Here is a 24,623-nt window from a genome sequence, read left to right as displayed (position 1 = left end):
AATGGAAATCTGAATAAATAAAAATCATCGATGCTAATATCAATGTGGACGAAAATTACGGAGGCATATAATGTTCAATAGACTTAGAGAAATTCAGATCGATAACAAAATAGTAAATCTGCTAAACAGGCCGATCATTGTTGGCCATGAAGTTGACGAAAGTGGCAAAGTCATAAATTATATTCTTGGAGTCAGCGATTCTATAAGGCATTCCGGCAAGAGCTTCGAGCTCACCCTCTCAAAATGGCAATATATTCTGTTCCTATACCAGAAGCTGAACAAGAGACGATTTGTGAAGTCAGTCGGGGCGATTATGGTGGCGCTAGGCTTGATATTCGGTAGCATGTCTTTGATTTACTTTGGAGGAATACTGTCGCTGATCTGTGACTACATCTGGCTCTCTAGCAAAGAAGGAAGACGTAATTGGCGAGAATATCTGGCAGCGTATGTTTTGGGAGTTCTGATCTTTGGCTGGTCCAAGGGTATCTTTGCCGGGTCGGCTGTTTTGATCATATACGCCTATTTGTTCGACCCCTATTTCTTCTTTGAGCTAAACCCAAGTAGCGGGCTTGATATTGACCAAATCCAACATCTCAAGAAAAAAGTAGTTAAACAGTGAGGCGAAGTGTCCGATATATAAATTTAATTCGTACTCTTGACACAGACGAACACAAATAGTATATTTCAAAAGAACGGTGGACCATATTGGCCCACTTTCTTTTTTCCCAAAGATGTCAGCTTCTATGACTTGCATCTTACTGGTATAATCAAATCAATAATAATAAGGAGAAATATGAAGAAAATTAACCCATTTATGGCCGCTATCGAAGATTTGTGTGAGGAAAAGGGCTTGGACATCGACATTGTAATCGAAACAGTCGAAGCCGCACTCGCCGCCGCTTATCGTAAGGATTACGGTAAGCCAAAGCAGATTATCCGAGGCAAATTGCACCCAGAGACTGGCAAAGCCTCAATGTTTCGCGTCTATGACGTGATTGAGGATCCAGAAGAGATTAAAGAACACGAACACGAGCTTACTCTCGAAGAAGCCAAGGAGATCGATCCCAAGGCTGAATACGGCAAAGAGGTGATCGTACCATTGCCAGATCATGAGGATTTTGGTCGCATCGCCGCTCAAACTGCCAAGCAGGTTATTATCCAAAGAATCCGTGAAGCAGAGCGTGATCTTCTTTTCAACGAATTCAAGGACAAGGAGAACAAGGTCGTCAATGCAACTGTTTCTCAGGTTGACGGACGCAATATTATCGTCACTCTCAACAAAGCCAACGGCATCCTATATCCATCTGATCAGATTCAGGGCGAGCGATATTACATCGGTCAGAGAATCAAGGTCTACGTCAAGGAAGTTTCTCAGTCAGTCAAAGGACCTCAGATTATCGTCTCTCGTAGCGATGAAAATTTGATCAAAGGCCTCTTCGAAGTTGAGGTTCCAGAGATTCCTGCCGGTACTGTCGAGATCAAAAGCCTCGCACGTGAGGCCGGCTCTCGTACCAAGATTGCTGTTATCGCCACCGAAGAAAAGATTGATCCAGTCGGAGCTTGTGTCGGACAACGCGGAACTCGCGTCCAAGCAGTTCTAGACGAAATCGGACTAGAAAAAATTGATATTGTGCTCTGGGACGACGATATTGAGCAGTTTATCAGCAACGCCCTTTCTCCTGCCAAGACTCGCCACATTACACTCTCATCAAAAGATAGCAAAGCAACTGTATATGTAGACAAAGATAATCTCTCTCTCGCGATCGGTAAGAACGGCCAAAACGTTCGCCTTGCTTCCAAGTTGACCGGTTGGGGCATTGACATCAAATTCAACGAAGAACTTGGCGAAGAGGCCGAAGGTGACGTCGCAGAAGCGGCACCAGTAGTGGAAAAGAAAAAGACCCCCAAAGGGGGCTCTGCTGGCGCTAAGCCTGCAAAGAAGAAATCCCCCAAAGCCAAGAAGATTGTCGACGAAGAGTAATCCCTTCCTGATCTCGCAACCATGAGCTCCCTTACACGTACTCTTCAATAGTATTATTTTCGGTACTCTAAATTCTTTATTCAAAATATTGACCCATGAACAACGAGATATTCAAAAAATTTACACCAAATCTCAAGAAAACGATTTTGGAGTCGGAGAGAATCGCCAAGGCTCGTAATTCTGCTTTGAGCACCGAGCATCAATTGCTCTCGCTGCTTTTGAGCAAGGATTCTCTGGCCTATGAAATCTTGTCCTCTTTTGACGTGACCGCCGACAAAATTGATTTGATTGCCTCGTTGATCGATCACAACAAAGGCGCTCTATATGTCATCACTGAAGACGCCAAGAAGTCGATTCAATTGGCCGTCCAATATGCCGCCAAATACAATCACGCCACGATCGGATCGGAACACCTTCTCTTGTCTCTCATTTCAAACAAGAATTTCAACTCTTACCTCATTATCGAGCGAATCGGCGTTGATCCCAAGAAGATAAAACGTCAGATAGAGACGATTTTCAAGGGCATCACCAAATCATTCAATCAGGATGACCTGCCGATGACCCAGATCCCAGTCGAAAACATGATGGGGGATGGCTTGGACGACGGATTCATCAATTCTGGCCCGATGCCTTTCATGCAGACAGGGACTGCCCAAGCCAAGAAGGAAAATGCTCTCGACCAATATTCCAACAATTTGACCAAATTGGCCAAGGAAGGCAAGCTTGATCCAGTCATTGGTCGCGACAAAGAGATCGCACGGATTGTACAGATATTGTCTCGTCGCACCAAAAATAACCCTATCCTAGTAGGCGAACCCGGAGTGGGCAAAACTGCCATTGTTGAGGGCTTAGCTCAACGAATCGTCAAACACCAAGTCCCTCGCAAACTAGATAATTGTCAGATCATGTCGTTGGACCTTGGCTCAATATTGGCTGGCACGATGTATCGCGGCCAATTTGAGAGTCGAATCAAGAAGATCCTTGCCGAGATTGAGAAGCGTGGCAATATAATTCTTTTTGTCGATGAAATTCATATGATGGTCGGGGCTGGCTCGACTGAGGGATCGATTGACGCCGCCAATCTGCTCAAGCCAATGTTGGCCAAAGGGCAACTCCGCCTGGTCGGCTCGACAACTTTTGACGAATACAAAAAACATATTGAGAAGGATCCCGCCTTTGAGCGCAGATTCCAACCAATCCACGTCTTGCCGCCAACGGTAGAGGAAACAATTCAGATCCTAAACGGTCTCAAATCTCATTACGAAGCCTATCACCATGTCGCTTATACGGAGAGCGCCATCGAGGCGGCCGCACGGCTTTCTCACCGCTATATTCACGATCGCTCATTACCAGACAAGGCGATTGACCTGATCGACGAAGCAGGGGCGTCCGTAGCCAACAAAAATACAGAGAGTGGCAAGATTATCCAGCTTCGGAAACTTTTGGCTGTGGCTCTGAAAAAGAAAGAAAAAGCTATCTCTGAGGAGAATTTTGAAGGTGCCGCTCTACACAAAGAGGAAGAAGCAAAGCTTCTCTTGGAAATCGAGAAAGCAAACAAGCAAACTGAGGCCAAGGATTCTGCTGTGGTAGACGAGGAACAGATTGCTAGATTAGTCTCGGATTGGACAGGCGTCCCAGTGGTGGCAATGACCAAAAAAGAGAAGAAAACATACCTAAATCTATCCAAAACGCTAGCCAAATTTGTCGTCGGCCAAGATGAAGCAATTACTGAAATTTCGCAGTCAATCAAGAGATCTCGTGTCGGGATTAGCAGCCCTCACCGACCAATTGGTTCATTCATTTTCTTGGGCCCGACTGGAGTAGGCAAGACTGAGCTGGCCAAGGTACTGGCACGAGAAGTATTTGGTAGTAGCGACAACCTTTTCAAGATCGACATGTCCGAATTCATGGAGAAGCACAATGTGGCCAGACTTATTGGCGCCCCAGCTGGCTATATCGGCTACGAAGAGGGCGGCAAACTGACTGAAAAGGTGCGCAAGAATCCATATTTAGTCATCTTGTTCGACGAAATTGAGAAAGCCCACCCCGAAGTATTCAATATCCTCCTCCAGATTATGGAAGATGGCGTACTGACAGACGCCAAAGGGCGCAAAATCGACTTCAAAAACACGATTATCATCATGACGTCAAATCTAGGGACTGATGTCTTGAGACAAGGTAGCGCGATTGGATTTACCAAAAACGATAGCGACTCACAATATTCTCATCTCAAGTCCAGCATCCTAGACACAGTCGAGAAGACGTTTCGGCCGGAATTTATCAATCGTCTCGACAAAGTTATCATCTTCTATCCGCTCAAGGAAAAAAGCTTGCGCACAATCGTAGATTTGCAAGCAGAGGAGCTGATAGAGAGATTGAAATCTGGCGGATATACGCTAGAGATTCCAAACGATGTCCGCGACTTCATCGCTACCAAGAGCCATAATCCACAATATGGCGCCAGACCGATTCGGAAATTTATCGCTGAACATATCGAAAATATGATCACAGACGCCATTCTGGCCGAAAAATATCAGTCAGGTGATTCAATTATTTGCCAGCTCAAAGATGACCTAATCGTGCTGGCCTAAGGAAGTATAATGTCACAAGCTCTACCAAAATCATTCGGTCCCTTCTTGGGTTCGTTTAAGGTATCCGAGATAAATGACCTAACTCATGCCTATAATTTTGCCAAGACCAAGCACATTGACCAAAAACGTCTCTCTGGCATCCCATATATCGAGCACCCCAAAAGAGTCGCTCTAGCTTTACTTCGAGACGGCTACAATGTCTCTCTGGCTATTGCCGGCCTTCTGCATGATGTTATTGAGGACACTACCGGTACCGAGGAAGAAATCCGCGGGCTTTTTGGCGATACCGTCTGCAATATCGTCCTGGGTGTGACCAAGGTCTCGAAGGTCAAACTCAACGACAAATCAAAGATCTTTGACGATGACGAGAGGTTTTTGGAGCAGGCTGACAATTATCGCAAGATTATCTTCGCTCTAACCACCAATCCAGGCGCTATTATCGTCAAGCTCTACGATCGTCTCGACAATATCAAGACGGTCAAGCATCTGAAGCCAGAGAAGCAAAAATTCTACGCCAGAGAGACGATTGAGATCTTCGCTCCAATTGCCGAGAGACTTGGTATGGGCAAGATCAAGACGCTCCTTGAGGACACTGCATTTCCTTATGCTTACCCGAAGGAATATTCCAAATTTATGGAAGAAGCGGCCTCAATCTATCAAAACCCAGAGAAAGCCATCACCAAATTGATCCCAGAGGTTAAGCGCAACTTGGAAAAAGAGGGGATACGGCTAATCAGCATTTCTGGTCGGACCAAGGGACAGTACAGTTTGTACAAAAAGATTGAGCGCAGAGGCAGCTTGAAGACAGTCTATGATATCGTGGCGATGCGTCTAATCGTGAAGACTGTTGGCGAATGCTACCAGGCTCTCGGCCTTGTCCATTCGCTCTACGAACCAGTCCCAAATCAGATCAATGATTATATTGCCAAGCCCAAGAGCAACGGTTATCAATCGATTCATACTACCGTCAAATCCCGCAGCAATAATGTCTTCGAAGTCCAGATTAGAACTCCCGAGATGCACGAATTGGCCGAGTATGGCCCGCTAACATCACACTGGGGCTACAAAGAGTCAGCCCACGGCAGCTCCTCCAAGGCGATTCAGCTCGGCTGGGCCAAGGAACTGGTCAAACTCAAAGAAATCAACGACAACGGCGCCTTCCTGACTGAGCTCAAAGACCAATTGTTTGCTGATCAGATATTCGTCTTCACCCCAAAAGGGGATATTGTCAGGCTTCCCAAGGGGGCAGTCGCAATTGATTTTGCTTATCGAATTCATTCAGATTTAGGAAACCACTTATCGGGCGCTAGAGTGAACGGCCGACTAATTTCGATCAATACTCCTCTTCAGACTGGCGATACACTAGAGCTTCTGGTCAACAAGAACAATTTGCCCAAACGCGAATGGCTCCGCCTCGCCGTCACTTCGCAGGCCAAGCAACATATCCGGGCGTTCTTGCGCAAGAAAGAAGAGCAAAGTTTGCTCTCGCGAGGAATCCGCAGGCTTCAGGATATTTACAGGAAATTTGGACTGAAGAAGGAAGTCTCCGAAAACGATCGACTCAAAGACGAGAGATTGCCCTACAAATCTATCAAACAAGCCCTGATCGCCGTTGGCGAAAATGGACTCAAAGCCGTCCGTCTGGCCAAAGCGATCAATCCTGAGCTAGTCACAACAGAACAAAAAAAGAAGAAAATATTCGCTCCCACGACGGCAGAGCCCAAAAATCTCGTTGGGATCAGGTACGAATATGCTAATTGCTGCAAGCCCAAGCCGACTGATAAGCTTGTCGGCTATATCGGAAGAGAGCATGTGCTCAAGGTTCACCGACAGGGTTGCAAACGTCTTACCGGCGTTGACCCCAAAAGGCTGATTGAGATCTAAAATAGTGCCGATCACATTTGATTTTTGATTATGGTCTTGCTAACATGAGGCAAGATTAGTTAATAGGGAGAACACGATGTCAAAGTTAAATTTTCAGACCCCACGAGGGACCAAAGATATACTTCCAGACGAACAGCCATACTGGCAGACTATCCGAGCTGTCACTGAGAAAACTCTTTCCGGACTAGGCTTTGGCCGTCTCGATCTCCCTCATTTCGAGAATTCTGAAATCTACAAGAAGGGCATCGGCGAGCAAACAGATATCGTCCAGAAGGAGATGTTTACACTCGAATCCCGAAATGATGATGAGGCGATCAAGCTCTGTCTTCGCCCAGAAGGTACTGCTGGCGCCGTCAGGTCATATATCCAAAACGGCATGAGCAGCTGGCCACAGCCAGTGCGGCTCTATTATCTTGGTGCAATGTTTCGTCACGAAAGACCTCAAAAGGGTCGATTCCGCGAGTTTTATCAGGGCGGAGTCGAAATATTTGGTGATGAAAGCGCTGAATCCGATTACCTAGCTATCATGTCCGCTTGGGAAATTCTAACTCGGCTAGGACTCAAAAATCTGGTGGTAAATACCAATTCAATCGGTTGCCCCAAATGCCGACCAAAATATCTAGCCAAACTGAAGAAATACTACAAAGAGCACTTAGACAAATCCTGCCCAGATTGCCAAAATCGATATGAGTCTAATCCGCTTAGACTTCTGGACTGCAAGTCAGAAAGTTGCCAGGAGATTGCCAAAGGCGCACCAATCATGCTCGACACTCTCTGCCCAGAGTGCAAGAAACATTTCCAACACACGCTAGAGCTTCTGGACTATTTCGATATCAAATATGATCTAGCTCCTACACTTGTCCGCGGTCTTGATTACTATACCAACACCGTTTTCGAGATCGTTTCGCAGGACGACAAGGCCAGACAGGGTACAATCGTCGGCGGCGGTCGCTACAATGGCTTGGCCGAACTTCTAGGCGGCGCCAAGACTCCAGCTGTTGGCTATTCCTTCGGTATCGAGCGAATTATTGCACTCATGAAGGAGCAGGGGATTAAGCCTGCCAAAACCCGAGGCGTCGAGGTCTGCATCCTCCAGCTTGGTGAGAAGGCCAAAGAAGTTTCGAAGAAGATTTATGACGAACTATCCAACAATGATATCAACGTATATTTTGTCCCATCAAATGATGGCTTGCGTCAGCAGATGAGATCAGCCAGCAAACTCGGCGCCAAATACGCTATTATGATCGGCCAGCAGGAAGCAGTCAAAGACGAAATCATTCTTCGTGACCTCGAGGGTTCTTCCCAGGAAGTCTATCAGGCTAAAGATTTGGTTGAAGCAGTCAAAGACCGCTTGATCAAATGCGAATGCAAAAAATAGATTTTTGATGATTCTAAAAATAGAAAAGTTGATCTACGAAGGATTTGGGCTTGGCCACGATGAGAATGGCCGAGCCATTTTCGTGAAGAAATCAGTCCCAGGTGACACCCTGGAAGTTGAGGTTATCAAAGACAAGAAGAAATATGCTGAAGCAAGAATAGTTAAAGTTATTGAGCCTTCGAAATTACGTATTGAACCCAAATGTCCTCATTTTGCCGAGTGCGGTGGCTGTGATTTTCAAAATATTGGATACGCAGATCAATTAAAATTCAAAGAGGCGTATTTTAAGGAAACTCTGGAGCGCCAAAAGGTAGAGACCGAAATTTTGCCGATAATTTCAAGCCGCTCTGATTTCTATTATCGCAACACCATTTCCTTCCAATTCATGGAAGTTGACGGCCAGATATCGCTAGCGATGTACGATTATCTCGATTATAAGAAGTTAATTCCGATCAAGACCTGCTTGCTTCAGTCCGAGACTGCCATATTGATCATGAATGCAGTCGTAGATTGGGCAAACGAGAATGAAATCAAAAATCTAAGGTCACTGAGACTCCGTGAGGGCAAAAGGACCGATGATTACATGGTCGAAATATTTACTAGTTCAAGTCAACTGGCAAATACAGTGGAGCTCAGAGAAAAGCTGTCGCAAATCCCAAATATCAAATCAATTTATCATTGCTATGAAGTAGATAGACGAGTGCGTAGAAATCTATTATCAGGCGCTACCGCCATATCTGAGAAGATTGGCAAATACACTTTCACAATCTCTCCAGAGTCATCTTTCCAGACCAATGGGGCAAATGTCGAGATTCTCTATGACCTGATCAAGAAATTTGCCGATGTCAAAATAGGGGAGAGCGTACTCGATCTTTTTTGCGGTACGGGAACTATTGGGATCTATCTCTCAACTTTTGCCAAGAAGGTCGTCGGCATAGAGTTAAACCAACAAGCCGTTAATGATGCAAAGGCCAACGCCAAGATTAATAAAGTACCAAATATTGAGTTCAAATTGGCTGATTTAGGTAGGGGCGATCAGTCAGAGTTATTTAACGAAAAATTTGATGTCGTAGTTATTGATCCACCTCGTGCAGGCCTAACAGTTGAGCTGATTGAATCTCTCTCCAAACTCTCAGCCCCTAACTCCCGACTAGTTTATGTTTCCTGTGATCCAGCAACCTTTGCGCGAGACATTATAGAATTTCAAAAATATGGTCGGGAATTAAAAAAAGTCCAATCTCTGGACATGTTTCCGCAAACTTATCATCTCGAATGTGTAGGCCTAATCTCGTAGAAAGACGAATGGGGATGAAAACATAGTGTTAACATCCCCATCGGCACATATTGGGGTCTGGCAACCCCAAACGGCTTGCTCCTGTGTGCGTTGCACACTAAATATTGGACTCCGCAGAGTCAGGCTTCCCCAAGTCATGACCCGGGTCTCATCCAATATCTTGTGTAGCACACAGTTCCCTGGGCTCATACACAATAGACTGTTTTGCAATTTTTGTCAAGACTAAATACGGGGGTTAAAAGTCAAAAGACTCAAGCAAATGCTGAGTCTTTCGGTTTGTGCCTCGAATAGAGGCGAATGAGTGCTTGGGGGTTACGACAGTAACAATATAAAATTTTCCTGGGGAAGACGAATCGATTTAGTCGAAACACAATTTAAGTTGAACTCAAGACTGCGACAATGACGTTTTTCCCTTTTAAAGGGAGTAGGTGCTCGATCTTTCGACCGAAATCAAAGCTACTAACGAACTTAAGAAGATTGTCTTGTCGTTCAATGTGAGCGAACTAAACTTTTTCTGGGGACCTATCTGTCGTAAACCACCCTGCTTATCGTTATACTCTGATCCTATCTGGCCGTCAAGAGCGCAATATCACTCTCGTGATATATTTATCCACAGTCTTTTGTTTGATTTTTGTTCGGTCTAATTCTATAATTGGATTATCCAAACAAAACACGAACAAAGGAGCAAATATGGAGCCGCTAACTCGCAAACAAAAGGACATCTTAGAATTTATTCGTCATTTCATCGATGACAATGGCTACGCGCCAAGTTATCGAGAGATTGCGCATTATTTTGAGCTCTCTTCGACTGGTACGATTGCCGAATATGTCAATATTCTGGAGGAGAAGGGCTATTTGACCAAGGACGCGATGGAAGCCCGTGCTATCCAGCTCACGCCAACCTTCGACGACGGCGTCGAGATGCACTCAGTCATTCTGATGGGTGTGATCGACGCTGGAAGGCCGATAGAAGCGATCCGGACCAATGAAACGATTGACATACCCAGAGACATGATGGGCAAGCGTACCTTCGCTCTCAGGGTCAGAGGTGAATCGATGATTGACGACGGAATACTGGACGGCGACTACGTCATCATTGAGCAGACGGCAAGCCCAAGAAACGGCGAGATCGTGGTTGCCCTGATCGACAATGCTAATGCCACGCTGAAGAGATTTTATGATGAGAAAGAGAAGATTCGCCTCCAACCTGCCAACAAGACGATGAAGCCAATGCTTTTCAAAAGAGACCGAGTCACAATCCAGGGCAAAGTCAGAGGCGTGATCCGTCGCTTCGTCTAAGCTCTTGATCTGTTACTTCGACCAATATGGTACAATATATTCACCAAAACATAACTTTGTGTCGTGAGGGGCACCAAGTTTTTGTTGTTAATTAGGGCATTACTGAAAATGGTAAAACTCTCATACATACATTCCAAAGATTCGGCGTACAATATCGAACGCTCTCTTTCGCTGATCAAGACCGAGGTGACCAAGAGCATCAAAAACAAATCCCGCGTCGTTGTAATGGTCGATATTCCAAGGCCCTCCAGCAAGCAGGTTATCGAGGCTTCGGTCCTTGAGGCATTGCTAAATTTCCTCACGCCTCACGTCAAAGGGCAGATTACCGTAACCGGTCAGGCCGAAAAGGGCAAAACACTCGATATTTTCAAGGATTTGGGATATCTAAAATTTCAAGACCAATACGATTTTGCAGCCTCTGATCTCAACGAAGAGGAGCAGGTTTTGATTAAAGCCGGTGAGAATGAGCTTTCGGTGCCAAAGATTCTTCATGAATCAGACTTTATAGTCCTCCTAGCCACGCCAAAGATTACAGATGGGAAATTTGCTGGAGCACTGGCAAACCTTATTCCGGCTGAGTCTTCACACGCACCAAGCTTTCTCGAGAGAATTTTTGGCGCCAAGGAACATAATAGCAATTTAAGTAGCCCGGAATTGATAGTCGAGACTTTCAAGCAGTACAAGGTTTCTCTCTCGGTCATTGACGGGCACAGAACAGTCGTCTCATCGAGCGGCAACGAGGACATATTGCCAACCAATTTCGCGATTTCGAGCATCAACACTGTCGAAGCAGATGTCCTGACCGCTATGTGCCTGGGGATCCAGCCAGAAGATGTTGATTATCTTTCTCTGTTTGACCCCGATCTCGGGACTGTCTTTGTGGTAGGGGACGACTGGAACAAATACAGTTTGTCACAGCAATAATCTGATTTAGTTAGACATTTCTAATGTTGTTTTGGTATAATATTCCTAAAAGGAGGGTAAATGGGAATATCGAATGATATCATGCCCAAGCACCTACCAAGGCGAAAACTTGAAGAGCGAAATATTGCAGAAATAGCTGACAAAGCTGGCGCTTTTGATGTTGATTTGCTTCAAGATCCTCCTGAGCCCGAAGTTGAATTAAGTTCCAAAGAAGGCGACAAGGAGACGAAGAAGAAAAGCAACGACCGCTTGGCCGACGAGTTTTTTGACAAGAAACAATTTAAGGACTCCAAAAAGGCACCAGCCATGACTGAATCAAACGAGACGGCTTCGCAGAAAGAGCCAAACAAAAAAACTTTTCTGCTGAACATTGGATTTCTCTGGACTTTGTTTGTAGTTTTGGTTGGTATTCTAGTCTGGCAGAACTTCGCGGTGATCAAGAAGATATTTATCAAAGATAGCGCTCCGGCCGTCACCACCTCGAAGGAGCCAGCAAGCACTACAACTGAAGAAACCACAACGCCTACTCAAACTACAGAAACAGAAACAACGCCTGCTACGACGCCTGTTGCTGCTACTACTCCAGCCGTTACCACTCCAGCTGTCACAACTCCGACCATCGACAAGGCCGCCATCAAGATCAAGGTATTGAACGGCAATGGCGTCACAGGTCGAGCTGCTACAGTGAGCTCGCTTCTCACAACTGCAGGATTCAAGATCACAAGCACTACCAACGCCAAAAAGTTCACTTATGCCACCACGATCATATATTTCCATGAAGGCAAACAGGCCGAAGCGAATTTGGTCAAGGACGCATTGCCAACATATTCTGTAACCACTGTGATGGACAATACAGTTGTCGGCACATCCGACTTGGTTGTAGTGGTGGGCAAAAAGTAATGCCGAAAGACGAGAGAAGTCTAATATACAAGTTCATTTACGGCCTTTTAGCTCTGTTCGCAGGGCTACTCGCCTTATTAATTTCTGGACATCAGGGAATCCCACCAGCTTAAACTTATGGATCCAATCTACGCCTCCTTCAAATTTTATGACAATTTCATCTCGCGCTTCTCACCTGAAGGGCAATTCTTTATTTCATTGCTGATTTTGTTGCTTCTGGCAGGCTCAATTATAGGGCTTTTGAAGCACGGACACTGGATATTTTTGATCCTAATCTTATTATTCATCCCAGGAGCCTGGCCCGCTACGATGCATATTGGCGAGATCATTTGGATGGTCTTGAAGTTCCTTTTTGTTCGAATCGAGACCAACATGTTTTGGTTGCACAAGAGCTGAAATTGTAATAATATGATCAGGCATTCATTAATTGGAACTGTTTTATGTATGATGTTGTAATAATCGGTGGCGGACCGGCAGGCCTATCTGCAGGAATGTATACGGCTAGAAGAGGGCTCAAAACTGCTGTCATATCTCTCGATATTGGCGGTCAGATTACCAAGACCAGCGAGATCGAAAACTACCCAGGCCTAGGCTTGATCACTGGTGCCGAATTGGCCAAGAAGATATTTGACCAATCAAAGAATTTTGGTGTTGAATTTATCTTCAGCGAAGCAAAATCAATCGAAAAGAAAGATGATGTTTTCGTCGTTCAAACCTCGGCCAAAGAAGTACAGGGCAAGACCCTGATATTAGCTTTGGGCAAGAAACCTCGCGAACTTGGAGTCCCTGGCGAGGAAAAGCTCAAAGGTCATGGTGTTTCATACTGCGCCACCTGCGATGCCCCGTTTTTCAAAGGCAAGATCCTTTCGATTGTAGGGGACGGTAATTCAGCAGTTAGCGCCGCTATCACCGCTGCAGCTTTTGCCAAACAGGTAAATATTCTCTCCAAAAGAGAGGTTTTCAAGGCCGAGGAAGCGCTGATGGAAAAACTTTCAGCATTAAAAAATATTGAGATTATCAACAATGTACAGGTTGCCGAGATACTTGGCGACAAAAAGGTTGAATCAATCAAGTTAAACAATGGGAAAGAAGTGACCAGCGACGGCATTCTGATCGAAATTGGATATGTAGTTGATAGAAGATTATTTGAGAATATTGTCAAAATTGATGAGAAAGGTCAGATAGTCTGCGACCCTGCCCAGGCCACCTCAGTCCCTGGCCTGTTCGCTGCAGGAGACGTCACAAACTCACCTTACAAACAAATAGTCATTGCTGCAGGTGAGGGTGCCAAGGCGGCTTTGTCATGCTTCGCATATTTACAAAAAATAAAAAAATAGAGGGAAAAATGGACGAGCTAATCAAAAATTACGAAAAGAAGTTTTTTTGGAGAAAAATCACTGACTTCTGGTCAAAATTTATAATTTATATCAAGACACACAAGAAGCTTTCAATCATTATTGGAGCCATAATTATAATTCTCGTTGCAGTCGGCCTCGGCCTTTTTTTCACTCTCCGTGACAAGCCTGAAGCGCCCAAGCCGGAAGCAGAGAAAACCGCGACTCCAGAAGCCGTTGCTGTCGGATATCCAGCAATTCTCGACGGGATTTCCACAGATCAGAGCTCAAGCTTGAGGCACCCATTGGCAATAATTGTAGAAAATCATCCTGATGCTAGACCCCAAGCCGGACTGGACAAGGCCAGCATCATCTATGAAGCAATCGCTGAAGGTGGAATTACTCGTTTTCTCGCTCTTTTTGGCACCTACCAAGCCGAAAAAGTTGGCCCAGTTCGCTCTGCACGTACATACTATGTTGATTGGGCCCTTGGTTACAATGCATACTTGGGCCATGTTGGTGGCAATATTGACGCTCTTGACAAGATCAAGGCCGACAAAGTTTATGATCTCGACCAATTCGCATACTCTGCACCATATTGGCGAGAGGGAAGTGGTGTCGCGAGTGAGCACACTGCCTTCACTTCGACCAGTAAACTTTGGGACAAAGCAACCGAGCTTGGCTACCCAACAGCCAACAATTTTAATGTCTACAAATTCAAAGAGGAGCCAGAGGGAGCCGATCGGCTGGCTTTGCCCGAAAAACAGAAGATTACGATCGATTTCTCAAATACATCCTACAAAGTCGTCTTTGAATATGACAAGGTTACCAATTCTTACAAGCGCTATCTGGCTGGCACGGCTCACGTTGACCGAGTTACCAAAAATCAGCTCAGCCCCAAGAACGTCATTGTTATGACAGTCAAGCGCAAATCGACAGTTACCAAGATCAACGAAAGCGGCTACGACATGACCAATATCGGCACCGGGGCCGCACATATCTTTATCGACGGCAAGGAAACAATCGGAACATGGAAAAAGAATTCCAAGACTGAGAGAGAGCTTTTCTACGACGCAAGTGGCGCTGAAGTCGTCTTTGACAGAGGACAGACATGGATTAGCGTCTTGAACGGTGAGACGGGTCAGAGCTTGACCGTAGAATAAGACAACAAGCGCACTACTTACCTTATAAATATTCAATTTCTGGAGGGAAAATGGCAAAAATATCAGATATTCATGCACGTGAAATTCTCGATTCACGAGGATGGCCTACTGTTGCTTGCGAAATTTTGCTCGATGACGGGACCTATGCCTTGGGTTATGTACCCTCAGGCGCCTCCAAGAGCGCCTCGGAGTGCTTGGAGCTACGCGATGAGGACATTGCGCGGTTTGGCGGCAAAGGCGTGCTCAAGGCGGTCAGCAACGTAAACAACGAGATCCGGAGCTCGCTCATAGGCGCCGACACCTCAAATCTAGCTGTAATCGATCAGAGAATGATCGAATTGGATGGCACTAAGAACAAATCTCGCCTCGGGGCCAATGCAATATTATCCGTATCGCTTGCCGCCGCCAAAGCTACGGCCAAGAGTCAAAAAATGCCGCTCTACATGTACTTGGCTTCTTTGATGGACCGCAAACTCGATACTCTCACGCTTCCGATTCCGCTGATGAACATATTAAACGGTGGCAAACACGCCCTGGGATCAACTGATTTTCAGGAGTTTATGATTGTCCCAACCAAATTCCCCAGTTTTCGTGAGTCACTTCGTGTTGGCACCGAAATTTTCCACACCCTTGGCAAGATTCTAGAGGATCGCAATTACCAGCCACTGGTTGGTGACGAGGGCGGATATGCGCCTTCTCTCTTCTCAAACGAGCAAGCAATGGAGCTTCTGATGCTAGCCATTGGAGAAGCAGGCTATGAAGCAGGGGAGAATGTCTTCATTGCGCTCGATCCCGCCGCAAGTCGTTTCTTCTCAAAAGAGGGCTTTTACGAACTCCATCGAGAAAATCGCTCGCTAATATCGCACGAATTAGTCGAATTTTATACCATGTGGTGCGACAAATACCCAATTGTCTCGATCGAGGATCCACTTGATCAGGCCGACTGGGATGGCTGGAAGGATATTACCCAGCAGGTTGGGGAGAAGGTTGAGATTATCGGCGACGAAATCTACACCACTAACGTTGAGCTTCTGAAGAAAGGGATTGCTGAGCACGCCTCGACTGGAATTTTGATCAAACCCAACCAGATCGGTACGCTGACCGAAACGCTTGAGACGATTCGAATTGCTGAGGACGCTGGCTTTCGCGTGGTAGTCTCACACCGTTCGGGCGAGACTGAGGACAATTTCATCGCAGATTTAGCCATCGCCTCAGGTTGCGGTACCCTCAAATCCGGTTCGCCCTGTCGCTCGGAGAGAACAGCTAAGTACAACAGAATATTGGAAATTGAAGAGAAAAATCAGGGAAAATGCACTCTGGCCCCGTGGCAAAGAGTCTAAAATTAAATATTTTGGTTACAAAAAGGACCCGAGCTTTCGCCTGGGTCCTTTTTTAATGTAATCGTTAAAGTCCGTTATATATGCGAGTAACCTTGTTGAAGTAGCTTGTCGAAGGGTTATAGCCCCACAAAGCTTGTTTCACATTTGGGTAACCGCAATCTTTTAGATATTGAGCCGCAGAGAAGATTGCATCTTCTACGTTGGTAATATCCAAGATGCCGTCTCCATTACCGTCAACTGCATGTCGACGAAAAGTAGAGGGCAAGAACTGCATCGGTCCAGTCGCGCCAGACTTATTGGCAATTCCGGAAGAACCAGAAGCGCCGGTCTCGGCAATATGGATCGATTTGAGCAGTTTCCAGTCTACACCAATGCTTGCTTCGGCACGATGATAAATCGTGTCAAAATCCGTTGGATCGGTATAGACACGTCTTTCACGAGAAACGGTGTTTCTAGAAGCAACAGCTTTCGCTGCAGCATCGGCCTTGGCACGAGCCAAAGCTTCATTTTGTTCTCGCTCAAGGCGCTGAACAGTCGATTCACCTGGGGTGATAATCGAGCTTGGTTTGACTACCGACAATACAGAGCCAGACTTTAGATCAAGCTGGATCGTGGAACTAATCGGGTCAACCGAAGCAATCGAATTTGTAGGGACGACAGGGAACATACTAAAAGTAATAGCCACCATTGGAAATAGTGGTATGATTTTCTTGTTGTTCCAAATTGAGATGAAACCATTTTTTGCCCTCCACACAAAGTCGCGCACCCTCTTCAGAAGAAGAGTCATTATATATTCTGGAGTTTCGGCCGCCATATTCAGAAGAAAGAGCCTTGCACCAGAAACCTTTTTTAATTAAAAAAACTTGGGGCTTTACCTCCAAGTCATGTGTATATATTAGCACATTTCATGCTCAATGTCAATAGCAGTAAGCCTAATATATCCAACAGTTGTGTATACTAACCCATACAGTACCTTGATGTCAAGCACGATTTGATTATTCCGACAATTTTAACGATAATATGGGATATGAGATCACACGTCTGGCTTCTAAAATTACTGAACGAAACTTGGCAACAATATTTTGCTGATGTGGAGCGCCCCAATGACGTGACCATCAGCTTCGGGCGCACCGCCAAGAGAAGATTGGGTAGTATCCGACAAGTCGCCCCAAGAGACAAAAATTCACGCACCATAATTACTATTACTGGCTATTTTCGAGACAAAAATGTACCAGAATACATCGTCGCAAGCACGATTGCCCATGAATTGTGCCATTATGCTCATGGCTTCGCTTCGCCCTTGCCCAAGTTTTCGAGGTATCCACACCATGGCGGAATAGTCGACACGGAGCTCAAGAATAGGGGATTGGGAGATCAGCTAAAGGCGCAAAAACTCTGGCTCAAACAAGAGTGGCCCAAAATCATAGGCGAGGCCAATCTTGTCAGACGTCGAATAATTAGACGCAAAGCTTTCAGCTTTCGTAAATGGCTTATCTCATTAACTTAAAGGGAGTACTTATGGCCGATTGTATTTTTTGTAAGATTGCTCAGCATGAAATTAAGGCAGATATAGTATTTGAAGACGACAAAATAATTGCCTTTCGGGACATTGCCCCGAAGGCCCCATCTCACATAGTGATAATTCCCAAAATTCATATTGATTCAATTGGCTCATTGAACGGAGAAAATGCGGATATCGTCGCTGACATTATGATTGCGGCGGGCAAAATTGCCCAAGATCTGGGCATCGACAAGTCTGGCTTTCGCGTAGTTTCTAACACTGGACCTGATGCCAGTCAAGCCGTCCCGCATCTCCATTTCCATCTCCTGGGAGGCGGCAAACTTGGAGACATTTGTTAAGCTCTTCGCACCTTGCGATTTTTGGATTTTTCCGATATAATATGAGCATCATAAATCGTTCTGCTGTTGTGCAGAACACATTCGGAAGGTGGTGATTACTCTTGATCGAGGTCAAACGCAAAGGAGAGGAACGTATTGATATTTTAGTCCGCAGATTCAACCGCGAAGTTCAACAAAGCGGTGTTTTAACTGTGGCCAAAGGCCGACGCTTTTTTGAAAAAGATCTAAATCGTGGCATGAAGCGCAAACTTGCTGTCCGAAGAAGTGAAATTAATAAGCTTAAACGCGGTTGGTAATATGAGTTTGATCGAACAGATCGACGCTGATTTTCTCACAGCCTACAAGGCACACGACGAGTTAAAAACGTCTGTTTTGAGATTGCTCAAAAGTTCACTCAAAAATAAATCTATCGAGAAAAAAGATAATCTTACCGAAGAAGAAGCGTTCAAAGTGCTTCGGAAAGAAGTCAAACAGAGACAAGATTCAGCCAAGGAGTATAGCGACGCTGGTCGACCTGATAGTGCAGAAAAAGAGCTTTCAGAGTCCAAAATTATCGAAGCTTACCTCCCAGCAGAGATGTCAGAAGATGTTATCCGCGGAATTGCCGTGGAGACATTGCAAGATCTCGGCATTACAGAGATGAAAGATATGGGACGCGCCATGGGCGCAGTCATAGGGAAGACAAACGGCCAGGCCGATGGTGGCCTCGTCTCAAAAATTGTCCGAGAACTTCTAAATAAATAAAATGAAACAGGGATCACCAAAAATTTTGGTAGTTTTCCCAATTATTCTCACAATTGCCACCGCAATAATTATGGGGTTAATTTTGTTAATCTCAAATATTTTTGCGGTTAGCGGAATGTTTCTTGTCCTTGCAATTACCCTTGGAGCGTTGGTCTCGGTTGCTCTCAATCTAATCATCCTAACTATGATTGACCCGATCCTGGCCGAGAGCATCAAGAAGAACCATCGCCTTATTAGGTTCGAGAGCCTGTCACACCCCTTGATGCTTCGGATGTCATATGAAGCACCAGGTACCTTCCACCATGTGATCAACGTCTCGATACTAGCCCAGAAGGCAGCCAAAGCAATAGGCGCAGACGCCCTATTGACTCGAGTTGCGTCGTATTATCACGACCTTGGCAAACTTGATGCTCCGACACTCTATATTGAAAATCAATCAGGCGAAGAAATCCCCAAGACTTATGATTCTGAGAATATCGCTTCTCAGGCGCAAAAAATCATCTCGCACGTCAAAAACGGAGTACAAATCGCCAGCGAAAATCATCTCCCTATCGAGATTATAGAGATGATCAAAGAACACCATGGCACAACTTCGGTACTATTTTTTTACGAGATGGCCAAAGAGCGCAAACTGAAGGTGAAGAGAACTGACCTAAAATACGAAGGTCCTACCCCGACCACTCGTGAATCAGCGATATTGATGCTTGCCGATTCCGTCGAGGCAGCTACCAGATCAGTCCCATTTCTAACCCAGGAACTATTTCGTGAGATCGTAGAGAATACCTTTTCGGACAAAATCAGGGAAAAGCAGCTCAAAAATTCTGGGATGAGTGAGCATGATATTAAAACTGTGAAGGACTCTCTCCTAGAGACGCTTGACTCAATCTATCATCAACGAATCTTGCGAAGCTAAATATGACAAATATTATAGACATATATCATTTCAATTCTGAAACTACTGAGCCAACTGATCTTGAGATCAAGGAGCTAGTCTCTTCCTGTCTCGAAAAATTTGGAGTAAATAATTACTTCGTCGAAATAAACTTTGTAGACACGGCCCATATTCACGATTTAAACCAGAAATATCGAAATATCGACAAACCAACTGATGTTTTGTCATTCCCGCAATTCAATCCCGTTAAACCGAAGCTGAATTTCCTGGGCTCGATTGTAATTTGCGCCAAGATCGTCGAGGAAAAAGAGGAATCAATCCCTGACGTCGTCAAACATGGCCTGATTCATCTGCTCGGATACGATCATGAGGAAGACGCCCAGCTCTGGGACCAAAAAGCCAAGATTATTGATTGTAATTTATAGGAGGATTATGGAAACTGTTGAAGATAAAAAATGTTGCCAAAAAGATCAGTCTGCAAATCGCGAAGAGACAGCTTCACAGCCGATCAAATACAAACCCTTCAGCGTGCGAAGATTGTTTGACAGTTTCGACCATGCCATTAGGGGCGTTTCCTTCCTTCTCAAATCAGAACAAAACGCTAGAGTTCACGCCGTAATTACCATAGTTGTTGGCGTTCTGGCCTACATCCTCGAAGTCTCTCGAGTTGAGCTGGCTATCCTGTTTATGGCCGTGATCTTGGTTTTCGCAATTGAGATCATAAATACCGCCATCGAGAAGGTGTTTGACGTCTGCCACCCCGGAAATCACAAATTGATCAAGGCGGCCAAAGATGCAATGGCAGGTGCAGTCCTAATCAGCGCAATAATTGCCATCGTGGTCGGTATTCTGATCTTTCTGCCTTACGTGAAAAGACTCCTTTAGGCTTGCAAGGTAGCGGCTTTTATAATAAAATGTGAATAAGCTAGTTATTATTTGGAGGGTTTCGTGCGAGAAAGCAACATCTCAGTTGGCATAGATATTGGCAGTACTAAGGTCATCACCTGCGTCGGTAAATTCGAGGAAGGTAATATTGATATTATCGGGTTGGGCGAAAGCGCCAACCAGGGCATCCGCAAGGGTGTTATTGTCGATATTGAGGAAACAGTCTCTGCTATTACCAGTTCCGTACTCGAAGCCGAGAGAATGTCCGGTTGCCAAATACAGGGTGCTGTTGTTGGCATCTCTGGCCCGTTTATCGAGAGCGAGGAGAGCAAAGGCATTATCGCCATCTCTAGCCAAAACGGACAGATCGGTGAAGACGACGTCAGACGGGCTATCGATGCTGCTCGCGCCATCCCAACCAAGTCTAACCGCGAGGTTCTTCACGTAATTCCCGAAAATTTTGTCGTTGATAGCAATGAAGTAATCAAAGATCCAATCGGCATGACCGGAATCAGACTTGAGGTTGTCTCTAATATTGTGACCGCTTCATCAAACGCTGTAAAATCACTTATCAAAGCCGTTGACCAAGCAAATATCGGGGTCGAAGAATTAGTTTTTTCTCCTCTTGCAACCGCCAAGCTACTCCTTTCCAAGCGCCAAATTGAAATGGGCGCTCTCCTTGTTGATATCGGAGCCGCCAGCACTTCCTATGCCGCCTATGAAGACGGCGAGATCGCGACTTGCGGTGTAATCCCTATTGGTTCTACTCATATCACAAATGACATCGCTATCGGTCTTCGTACCAACCTAGACCTCGCAGATCTGATCAAATTGAAATACGGATACGCCTTACCAGACAAGGTAGATGAGAAGGACACTATTGATCTCGCAAAGCTGGACAAGCATGAAGATGGTGAAGTTAAGACCAAATATGTCTCTGAAATTATAGAAGCGAGGCTTTCTGAAATATTCAGTCTAATACAGGAAAATCTTCGCAAAGCCGACTGTACAGACGCCCTTCCCGCTGGGGTAGTGCTTACCGGCGGTGGGTCCAAGATTCAGGGAATTGTCGAAATGACCAAAGAAAAAATGCGTCTACCGGCCAAAGTTGGCTCGCCAATTATTGAGATCACAGGACTTATTGACAAGCTCGGAGATCCAGTATATTCTACAAGCATAGGTCTGATGCTTTGGGGAAAAGACAGAAGCCACGAGCCAAATCGTATGAATTTCAATCTCGATATACCAGGAGTTAATAACGTAATTGATAAGGTAAAGTCGATTTTCAAGAATCTCATGCCGTAAGGCCCCCACCCAAAGTACTCTCGCCATTATATTTCTCTTGAAGTATTATTTTATTACGAATATACTTCATAAAAAGTATTACGGTTGTATTAACTTTTCATACCATAAGGATCAGCATGATTGAGAAAAACTCAGATCTAGCAAATTTCGCCAACATTAAAGTTGTTGGTGTGGGCGGCTCTGGAGGGAGCGCGATCACTCGGATGATTAATTCGAAGTTGCGTGGTATTGAGTTTATCGCCATTAACACAGACTCGCAGGCTCTCGCTTTCAACGAAGCACCGATCAAAATACAGATCGGCAAAGAGACCACTCGCGGTTTGGGTGCTGGTGCAGATCCAGAAGTCGGCCGAAAGTCGATTGAGGAAAACAAAGAAGAAGTCTACGAAGCGCTCAAGGGCGCTGACATGGTCTTCGTCACTTGTGGTATGGGCGGTGGTACTGGTACTGGCGCAGCGCCTTTTGTTGCAGACATTGCCAAAGAATTAGGCGCTCTAACAGTTGGTGTTGTTACCAAGCCTTTCACTTTCGAAGGCCAAAGACGCAAGAAGATTGCAGAGCTTGGCATCGCCGAGATGAAAGAAAAAGTTGATACTCTTATCACTATTCCAAACGACAGATTATTGCAGGTTATCGATAAAAAGACATCTCTTTTCGACGCTTTTGGCATCGTAGACGATGTACTTCGTCAGGGTGTCCAAGGTATTGCAGACTTGATTATCTATCATGGTTTGATCAATGTAGACTTTGCTGATGTTAAAGCCATTATGGCAGACGCCGGTAGCGCCCTCATGGGCATCGGTCACGGCACTGGTGACAATAGGGCAATCGAAGCCGCTCGCGCCGCTATTGACTCTCCGTTGCTCGAGCTTTCCATCGATGGCGCCAAAGGAATCCTGTTCAACATTACTGGTGGTCCAGATCTTGGAATGTATGAAATTGATGAAGCCGCCAAAGCGATCACTGAGGCTGCCGACCCTGATGCAAATATTATCTTCGGAGCAATCATCGATGAAGCGATGCAGGGCGAAGTCAAAATTACTGTGATTGCGACAGGATTTGAATCAGAAACCAACAGAACACAGAAGAAAATATTCGCACCAAACGAGCGACCTCAGGCAGAAATTCCAGCCTCTCAGATGCTCAGACGAAACGAAAGACAGTACATGTACGCCGAGCCAGAGCCAGCAAGGCCGCTTGAGAAGGACGAGGAAGATGACGAAGGCGAACTAGAAGTACCAGCATTTATACGAAGAAAACTGAAATAGAACACGAAAAATAGGCCAAGGGGCCTACTTTTTATTGACCATCCATATCTAGTAGTTTAATATGTAGTTAGAGTGAATTTGGCACTGAATATAGATAAATGACGGAATGCTAGCATATGATCTGCCCAGAGTGTAAAAAATCTGACACCAAAGTCCTTGATTCGAGAGACGATGACCGGACTATTCGAAGAAGGCGAGAGTGTTTGCGCTGTCACTTCAGATTTACTACCTACGAGAGAATTGAATCTCCTAAGATTAAGGTAGTCAAACGCAACGGCGTGATCGAAGAATATTCGAGAAGTAAACTAGCTCGTGGTATCAATCTGGCGTTAGAGAAACGTCCGGTCTCGGCCAATCAAATTGAGGGCATTGTTGACGCCATAGAGCATGAAATTGCCAAATTGAAGTCCAAGTACATCGCCAGCAAACAAATCGGTAAATTCTGTATTGATAAGCTGAAGGGTGCCGATGAGGTGGGATATTTGAGATTTCTATCAGTTTACAAGAGTTTTGGATCAGCATCGAAGTTCCAAAAGGAAGCAGAAAAATTACAAAGAGATAAAAATTAAAAAGGAGAAATATGAGCGAAGAAACAATTAAGCATCCAGCTACGGAAGAAGAGTTCAAGAAGAATATTGATGTGAAAAAGCCAGTTCTGGTCGATTTTTTTGCCACTTGGTGCGGCCCATGCCAAATGATGGGCATGATTCTAGACGACTTTGCAAAGACGTACAAAAACATCGACAAGGTCGAAATAGTCAAAGTTGATATTGATGAACTCAAAGAGGTAGCCATCAATTACGATGTCATGAGCGTACCAACATTGATATTATTCAACGACGGCAAATTGGTCGAGACTATGGTTGGGATGAGACCGATTGAGGAAATCGAATCCAAATTGAACGATTTGTTGAAATAACCATACCTATTGACTTATTGAGCACAGATATGTTATAATTGAGCTGTTGAAACGCTCAATTTGAGCAACTTCAAAGTTCTTTGATGACCCCTCACCCTTTCAAAAAAATGGGTAAGGGGCACTAAAGAATTAACCGTCTCGATCCAATATCGGGGCGGTTTTTTTGTGGCAAATTTAATTAATCATTTCTGTGGACAAATTCTCTAGACAGGCCAACACAAATTTTGTATGATCATTTAATCAAGCGAACGTTTATCGTTTGGTGAAGGAGAGTAGGTAGATATGTATCTACTAAGAGTTTTGCTCTGGATCGCAACAATATTGTCTGCAATTTTGGGACTAACAAGTTTCATTGCAAATGCTACTGCAGAGATGATCGCATACCAGAGAAAATTTTGGTACAGTGTACCACGCTGGGATTTTAAGATCCCAAGCCACCTATTCCAGGTAGCATGAGGGTTGATATCCCGAAGACTGCTCTCTGGGAGCGGATATTTATCCGTTGCATCACTTTGGTCGATTTGCGGTAGGAGACCGATACCAATGCAGAGGATTAAACCCGAGGCTCGCATGCCTCATTATGCAGGCGAAAATCAAAACGGCCCGGTTGGGCCAAAAGGAGCACAACTGTGCTAAGAAAATTGAGATTTGACTTTGCTTCA

At 45.1% G+C, this 24,623-nt stretch carries 26 protein-coding genes; 24 read left to right on the top strand and 2 right to left on the bottom strand.

Annotation, left to right across the window (positions count from 1 at the left end; all coding sequences use genetic code 11):
* The first annotated feature begins 70 nt into the window (after nt 1-70).
* From WC227_02885 to eno, 13 genes are all read left to right on the top strand, one after another.
* Nucleotides 71-619, top strand: a complete 549-nt coding sequence (locus tag WC227_02885; protein ID MFA6963637.1) for a hypothetical protein — start codon at nt 71-73, stop codon at nt 617-619.
* A 174-nt stretch (nt 620-793) separates the two neighbouring features.
* Nucleotides 794-1,981 carry a transcription termination factor NusA gene (gene nusA, locus WC227_02880; protein ID MFA6963636.1) on the top strand — a complete coding sequence of 396 codons (1,188 nt, stop codon included), beginning with the start codon at nt 794-796 and terminating at the stop codon, nt 1,979-1,981.
* 95 nt (nt 1,982-2,076) lie between these two features.
* A complete protein-coding gene (locus tag WC227_02875; GenBank protein MFA6963635.1) occupies nt 2,077-4,572 on the top strand; it encodes an ATP-dependent Clp protease ATP-binding subunit in 2,496 nt (831 codons plus the stop codon).
* A gap of 9 nt (nt 4,573-4,581) precedes the next feature.
* The gene (locus WC227_02870) at nt 4,582-6,456 is read left to right on the top strand and encodes a RelA/SpoT family protein (protein MFA6963634.1); all 1,875 of its coding nucleotides are present in this window, start codon (nt 4,582-4,584) and stop codon (nt 6,454-6,456) included.
* A gap of 76 nt (nt 6,457-6,532) precedes the next feature.
* Nucleotides 6,533-7,834: a histidine--tRNA ligase gene (hisS, locus tag WC227_02865; GenBank protein ID MFA6963633.1), complete on the top strand. Its 1,302-nt coding sequence runs from the start codon at nt 6,533-6,535 to the stop codon at nt 7,832-7,834.
* A 7-nt stretch (nt 7,835-7,841) separates the two neighbouring features.
* Nucleotides 7,842-9,128 (top strand): 23S rRNA (uracil(1939)-C(5))-methyltransferase RlmD, encoded by a 1,287-nt coding sequence (gene rlmD, locus WC227_02860; GenBank protein ID MFA6963632.1) that lies wholly within the window; start codon nt 7,842-7,844, stop codon nt 9,126-9,128.
* Nucleotides 9,129-9,818: 690 nt separating this feature from the next.
* Nucleotides 9,819-10,427 (top strand): transcriptional repressor LexA, encoded by a 609-nt coding sequence (gene lexA / locus WC227_02855; protein ID MFA6963631.1) that lies wholly within the window; start codon nt 9,819-9,821, stop codon nt 10,425-10,427.
* A 108-nt stretch (nt 10,428-10,535) separates the two neighbouring features.
* Nucleotides 10,536-11,351 (top strand): DUF362 domain-containing protein, encoded by an 816-nt coding sequence (locus WC227_02850; GenBank protein ID MFA6963630.1) that lies wholly within the window; start codon nt 10,536-10,538, stop codon nt 11,349-11,351.
* Between the two features lie 60 nt (nt 11,352-11,411).
* Nucleotides 11,412-12,251, top strand: a complete 840-nt coding sequence (locus tag WC227_02845) for a LytR C-terminal domain-containing protein (GenBank protein ID MFA6963629.1) — start codon at nt 11,412-11,414, stop codon at nt 12,249-12,251.
* Between the two features lie 117 nt (nt 12,252-12,368).
* Nucleotides 12,369-12,647, top strand: a complete 279-nt coding sequence (locus tag WC227_02840; protein MFA6963628.1) for a hypothetical protein — start codon at nt 12,369-12,371, stop codon at nt 12,645-12,647.
* A gap of 44 nt (nt 12,648-12,691) precedes the next feature.
* Entirely contained in the window at nt 12,692-13,588 is an 897-nt protein-coding gene (locus tag WC227_02835) for an FAD-dependent oxidoreductase (protein MFA6963627.1), read from the top strand.
* An 8-nt stretch (nt 13,589-13,596) separates the two neighbouring features.
* Nucleotides 13,597-14,748: a DUF3048 domain-containing protein gene (locus WC227_02830; protein MFA6963626.1), complete on the top strand. Its 1,152-nt coding sequence runs from the start codon at nt 13,597-13,599 to the stop codon at nt 14,746-14,748.
* Between the two features lie 50 nt (nt 14,749-14,798).
* Nucleotides 14,799-16,088 carry a phosphopyruvate hydratase gene (eno, locus tag WC227_02825; protein MFA6963625.1) on the top strand — a complete coding sequence of 430 codons (1,290 nt, stop codon included), beginning with the start codon at nt 14,799-14,801 and terminating at the stop codon, nt 16,086-16,088.
* Nucleotides 16,089-16,152: 64 nt separating this feature from the next.
* Here eno and WC227_02820 read toward each other — a convergent pair whose 3' ends face one another.
* Nucleotides 16,153-16,902, bottom strand: a complete 750-nt coding sequence (locus WC227_02820; GenBank protein ID MFA6963624.1) for a lytic transglycosylase domain-containing protein — start codon at nt 16,900-16,902, stop codon at nt 16,153-16,155.
* A 213-nt stretch (nt 16,903-17,115) separates the two neighbouring features.
* Here WC227_02820 and WC227_02815 point away from each other — a divergent pair, with 213 nt between their 5' ends.
* From WC227_02815 to trxA, 11 genes are all read left to right on the top strand, one after another.
* On the top strand, nt 17,116-17,595 hold the full coding sequence (locus tag WC227_02815) for a hypothetical protein (protein MFA6963623.1): 480 nt from the start codon (nt 17,116-17,118) through the stop codon (nt 17,593-17,595).
* Nucleotides 17,596-17,606: 11 nt separating this feature from the next.
* Nucleotides 17,607-17,948: a histidine triad nucleotide-binding protein gene (locus WC227_02810; GenBank protein ID MFA6963622.1), complete on the top strand. Its 342-nt coding sequence runs from the start codon at nt 17,607-17,609 to the stop codon at nt 17,946-17,948.
* 101 nt (nt 17,949-18,049) lie between these two features.
* Nucleotides 18,050-18,244 (top strand): 30S ribosomal protein S21, encoded by a 195-nt coding sequence (locus WC227_02805; GenBank protein MFA6963621.1) that lies wholly within the window; start codon nt 18,050-18,052, stop codon nt 18,242-18,244.
* Nucleotide 18,245: 1 nt separating this feature from the next.
* The gene (locus WC227_02800) at nt 18,246-18,692 is read left to right on the top strand and encodes a GatB/YqeY domain-containing protein (GenBank protein ID MFA6963620.1); all 447 of its coding nucleotides are present in this window, start codon (nt 18,246-18,248) and stop codon (nt 18,690-18,692) included.
* 1 nt (nt 18,693) lies between these two features.
* On the top strand, nt 18,694-19,605 hold the full coding sequence (locus WC227_02795; protein ID MFA6963619.1) for an HDIG domain-containing metalloprotein: 912 nt from the start codon (nt 18,694-18,696) through the stop codon (nt 19,603-19,605).
* Between the two features lie 2 nt (nt 19,606-19,607).
* A complete protein-coding gene (gene ybeY, locus WC227_02790; protein ID MFA6963618.1) occupies nt 19,608-20,009 on the top strand; it encodes an rRNA maturation RNase YbeY in 402 nt (133 codons plus the stop codon).
* 7 nt (nt 20,010-20,016) lie between these two features.
* A complete protein-coding gene (locus WC227_02785) occupies nt 20,017-20,469 on the top strand; it encodes a diacylglycerol kinase family protein (GenBank protein ID MFA6963617.1) in 453 nt (150 codons plus the stop codon).
* Between the two features lie 63 nt (nt 20,470-20,532).
* A complete protein-coding gene (ftsA, locus tag WC227_02780; GenBank protein ID MFA6963616.1) occupies nt 20,533-21,774 on the top strand; it encodes a cell division protein FtsA in 1,242 nt (413 codons plus the stop codon).
* Between the two features lie 116 nt (nt 21,775-21,890).
* Nucleotides 21,891-23,042 carry a cell division protein FtsZ gene (gene ftsZ / locus WC227_02775; protein ID MFA6963615.1) on the top strand — a complete coding sequence of 384 codons (1,152 nt, stop codon included), beginning with the start codon at nt 21,891-21,893 and terminating at the stop codon, nt 23,040-23,042.
* Nucleotides 23,043-23,158: 116 nt separating this feature from the next.
* On the top strand, nt 23,159-23,611 hold the full coding sequence (nrdR, locus tag WC227_02770; protein ID MFA6963614.1) for a transcriptional regulator NrdR: 453 nt from the start codon (nt 23,159-23,161) through the stop codon (nt 23,609-23,611).
* An 11-nt stretch (nt 23,612-23,622) separates the two neighbouring features.
* Nucleotides 23,623-23,961, top strand: coding sequence for a thioredoxin (gene trxA, locus WC227_02765; GenBank protein ID MFA6963613.1), 339 nt, complete (start codon nt 23,623-23,625; stop codon nt 23,959-23,961).
* Between the two features lie 236 nt (nt 23,962-24,197).
* On the opposite strand, the gene WC227_02760 is transcribed toward trxA, so the two are convergent.
* Entirely contained in the window at nt 24,198-24,533 is a 336-nt protein-coding gene (locus tag WC227_02760; protein ID MFA6963612.1) for a hypothetical protein, read from the bottom strand.
* Between the last annotated feature and the right edge of the window lie 90 nt (nt 24,534-24,623).

Source organism: Patescibacteria group bacterium (assembly GCA_041671645.1).
In the GTDB taxonomy this organism is placed as follows: domain Bacteria; phylum Patescibacteriota; class UBA1384; order XYA2-FULL-43-10; family 1-14-0-10-43-13; genus JBAZBD01.
The sequence above is the reverse complement of the archived record's forward strand: the minus strand, read 5'-3'. Positions and strand labels throughout refer to the sequence as shown.

Bases quoted from the DNA above. Each gene is read 5' to 3' on its own strand.
- eno (MFA6963625.1), top strand. From the start codon at position 14,799: ATGGCAAAAATATCAGATATTCATGCACGTGAAATTCTCGATTCACGA.
- WC227_02810 (MFA6963622.1), top strand. From the start codon at position 17,607: ATGGCCGATTGTATTTTTTGTAAGATTGCTCAGCATGAAATTAAGGCA.
- trxA (MFA6963613.1), top strand. From the start codon at position 23,623: ATGAGCGAAGAAACAATTAAGCATCCAGCTACGGAAGAAGAGTTCAAG.
- nrdR (MFA6963614.1), top strand. From the start codon at position 23,159: ATGATCTGCCCAGAGTGTAAAAAATCTGACACCAAAGTCCTTGATTCG.
- WC227_02785 (MFA6963617.1), top strand. From the start codon at position 20,017: ATGGAAACTGTTGAAGATAAAAAATGTTGCCAAAAAGATCAGTCTGCA.
- WC227_02840 (MFA6963628.1), top strand. From the start codon at position 12,369: ATGGATCCAATCTACGCCTCCTTCAAATTTTATGACAATTTCATCTCG.
- WC227_02870 (MFA6963634.1), top strand. From the start codon at position 4,582: ATGTCACAAGCTCTACCAAAATCATTCGGTCCCTTCTTGGGTTCGTTT.
- nusA (MFA6963636.1), top strand. From the start codon at position 794: ATGAAGAAAATTAACCCATTTATGGCCGCTATCGAAGATTTGTGTGAG.
- WC227_02830 (MFA6963626.1), top strand. From the start codon at position 13,597: ATGGACGAGCTAATCAAAAATTACGAAAAGAAGTTTTTTTGGAGAAAA.
- WC227_02845 (MFA6963629.1), top strand. From the start codon at position 11,412: ATGGGAATATCGAATGATATCATGCCCAAGCACCTACCAAGGCGAAAA.
- WC227_02835 (MFA6963627.1), top strand. From the start codon at position 12,692: ATGTATGATGTTGTAATAATCGGTGGCGGACCGGCAGGCCTATCTGCA.
- WC227_02875 (MFA6963635.1), top strand. From the start codon at position 2,077: ATGAACAACGAGATATTCAAAAAATTTACACCAAATCTCAAGAAAACG.
- ftsZ (MFA6963615.1), top strand. From the start codon at position 21,891: ATGATTGAGAAAAACTCAGATCTAGCAAATTTCGCCAACATTAAAGTT.
- WC227_02850 (MFA6963630.1), top strand. From the start codon at position 10,536: ATGGTAAAACTCTCATACATACATTCCAAAGATTCGGCGTACAATATC.
- WC227_02760 (MFA6963612.1), bottom strand. From the start codon at position 24,533: ATGCGAGCCTCGGGTTTAATCCTCTGCATTGGTATCGGTCTCCTACCG.
- hisS (MFA6963633.1), top strand. From the start codon at position 6,533: ATGTCAAAGTTAAATTTTCAGACCCCACGAGGGACCAAAGATATACTT.
- lexA (MFA6963631.1), top strand. From the start codon at position 9,819: ATGGAGCCGCTAACTCGCAAACAAAAGGACATCTTAGAATTTATTCGT.
- WC227_02800 (MFA6963620.1), top strand. From the start codon at position 18,246: ATGAGTTTGATCGAACAGATCGACGCTGATTTTCTCACAGCCTACAAG.
- WC227_02820 (MFA6963624.1), bottom strand. From the start codon at position 16,902: ATGGCGGCCGAAACTCCAGAATATATAATGACTCTTCTTCTGAAGAGG.
- WC227_02815 (MFA6963623.1), top strand. From the start codon at position 17,116: ATGAGATCACACGTCTGGCTTCTAAAATTACTGAACGAAACTTGGCAA.
- WC227_02795 (MFA6963619.1), top strand. From the start codon at position 18,694: ATGAAACAGGGATCACCAAAAATTTTGGTAGTTTTCCCAATTATTCTC.
- ybeY (MFA6963618.1), top strand. From the start codon at position 19,608: ATGACAAATATTATAGACATATATCATTTCAATTCTGAAACTACTGAG.
- WC227_02885 (MFA6963637.1), top strand. From the start codon at position 71: ATGTTCAATAGACTTAGAGAAATTCAGATCGATAACAAAATAGTAAAT.
- rlmD (MFA6963632.1), top strand. From the start codon at position 7,842: ATGATTCTAAAAATAGAAAAGTTGATCTACGAAGGATTTGGGCTTGGC.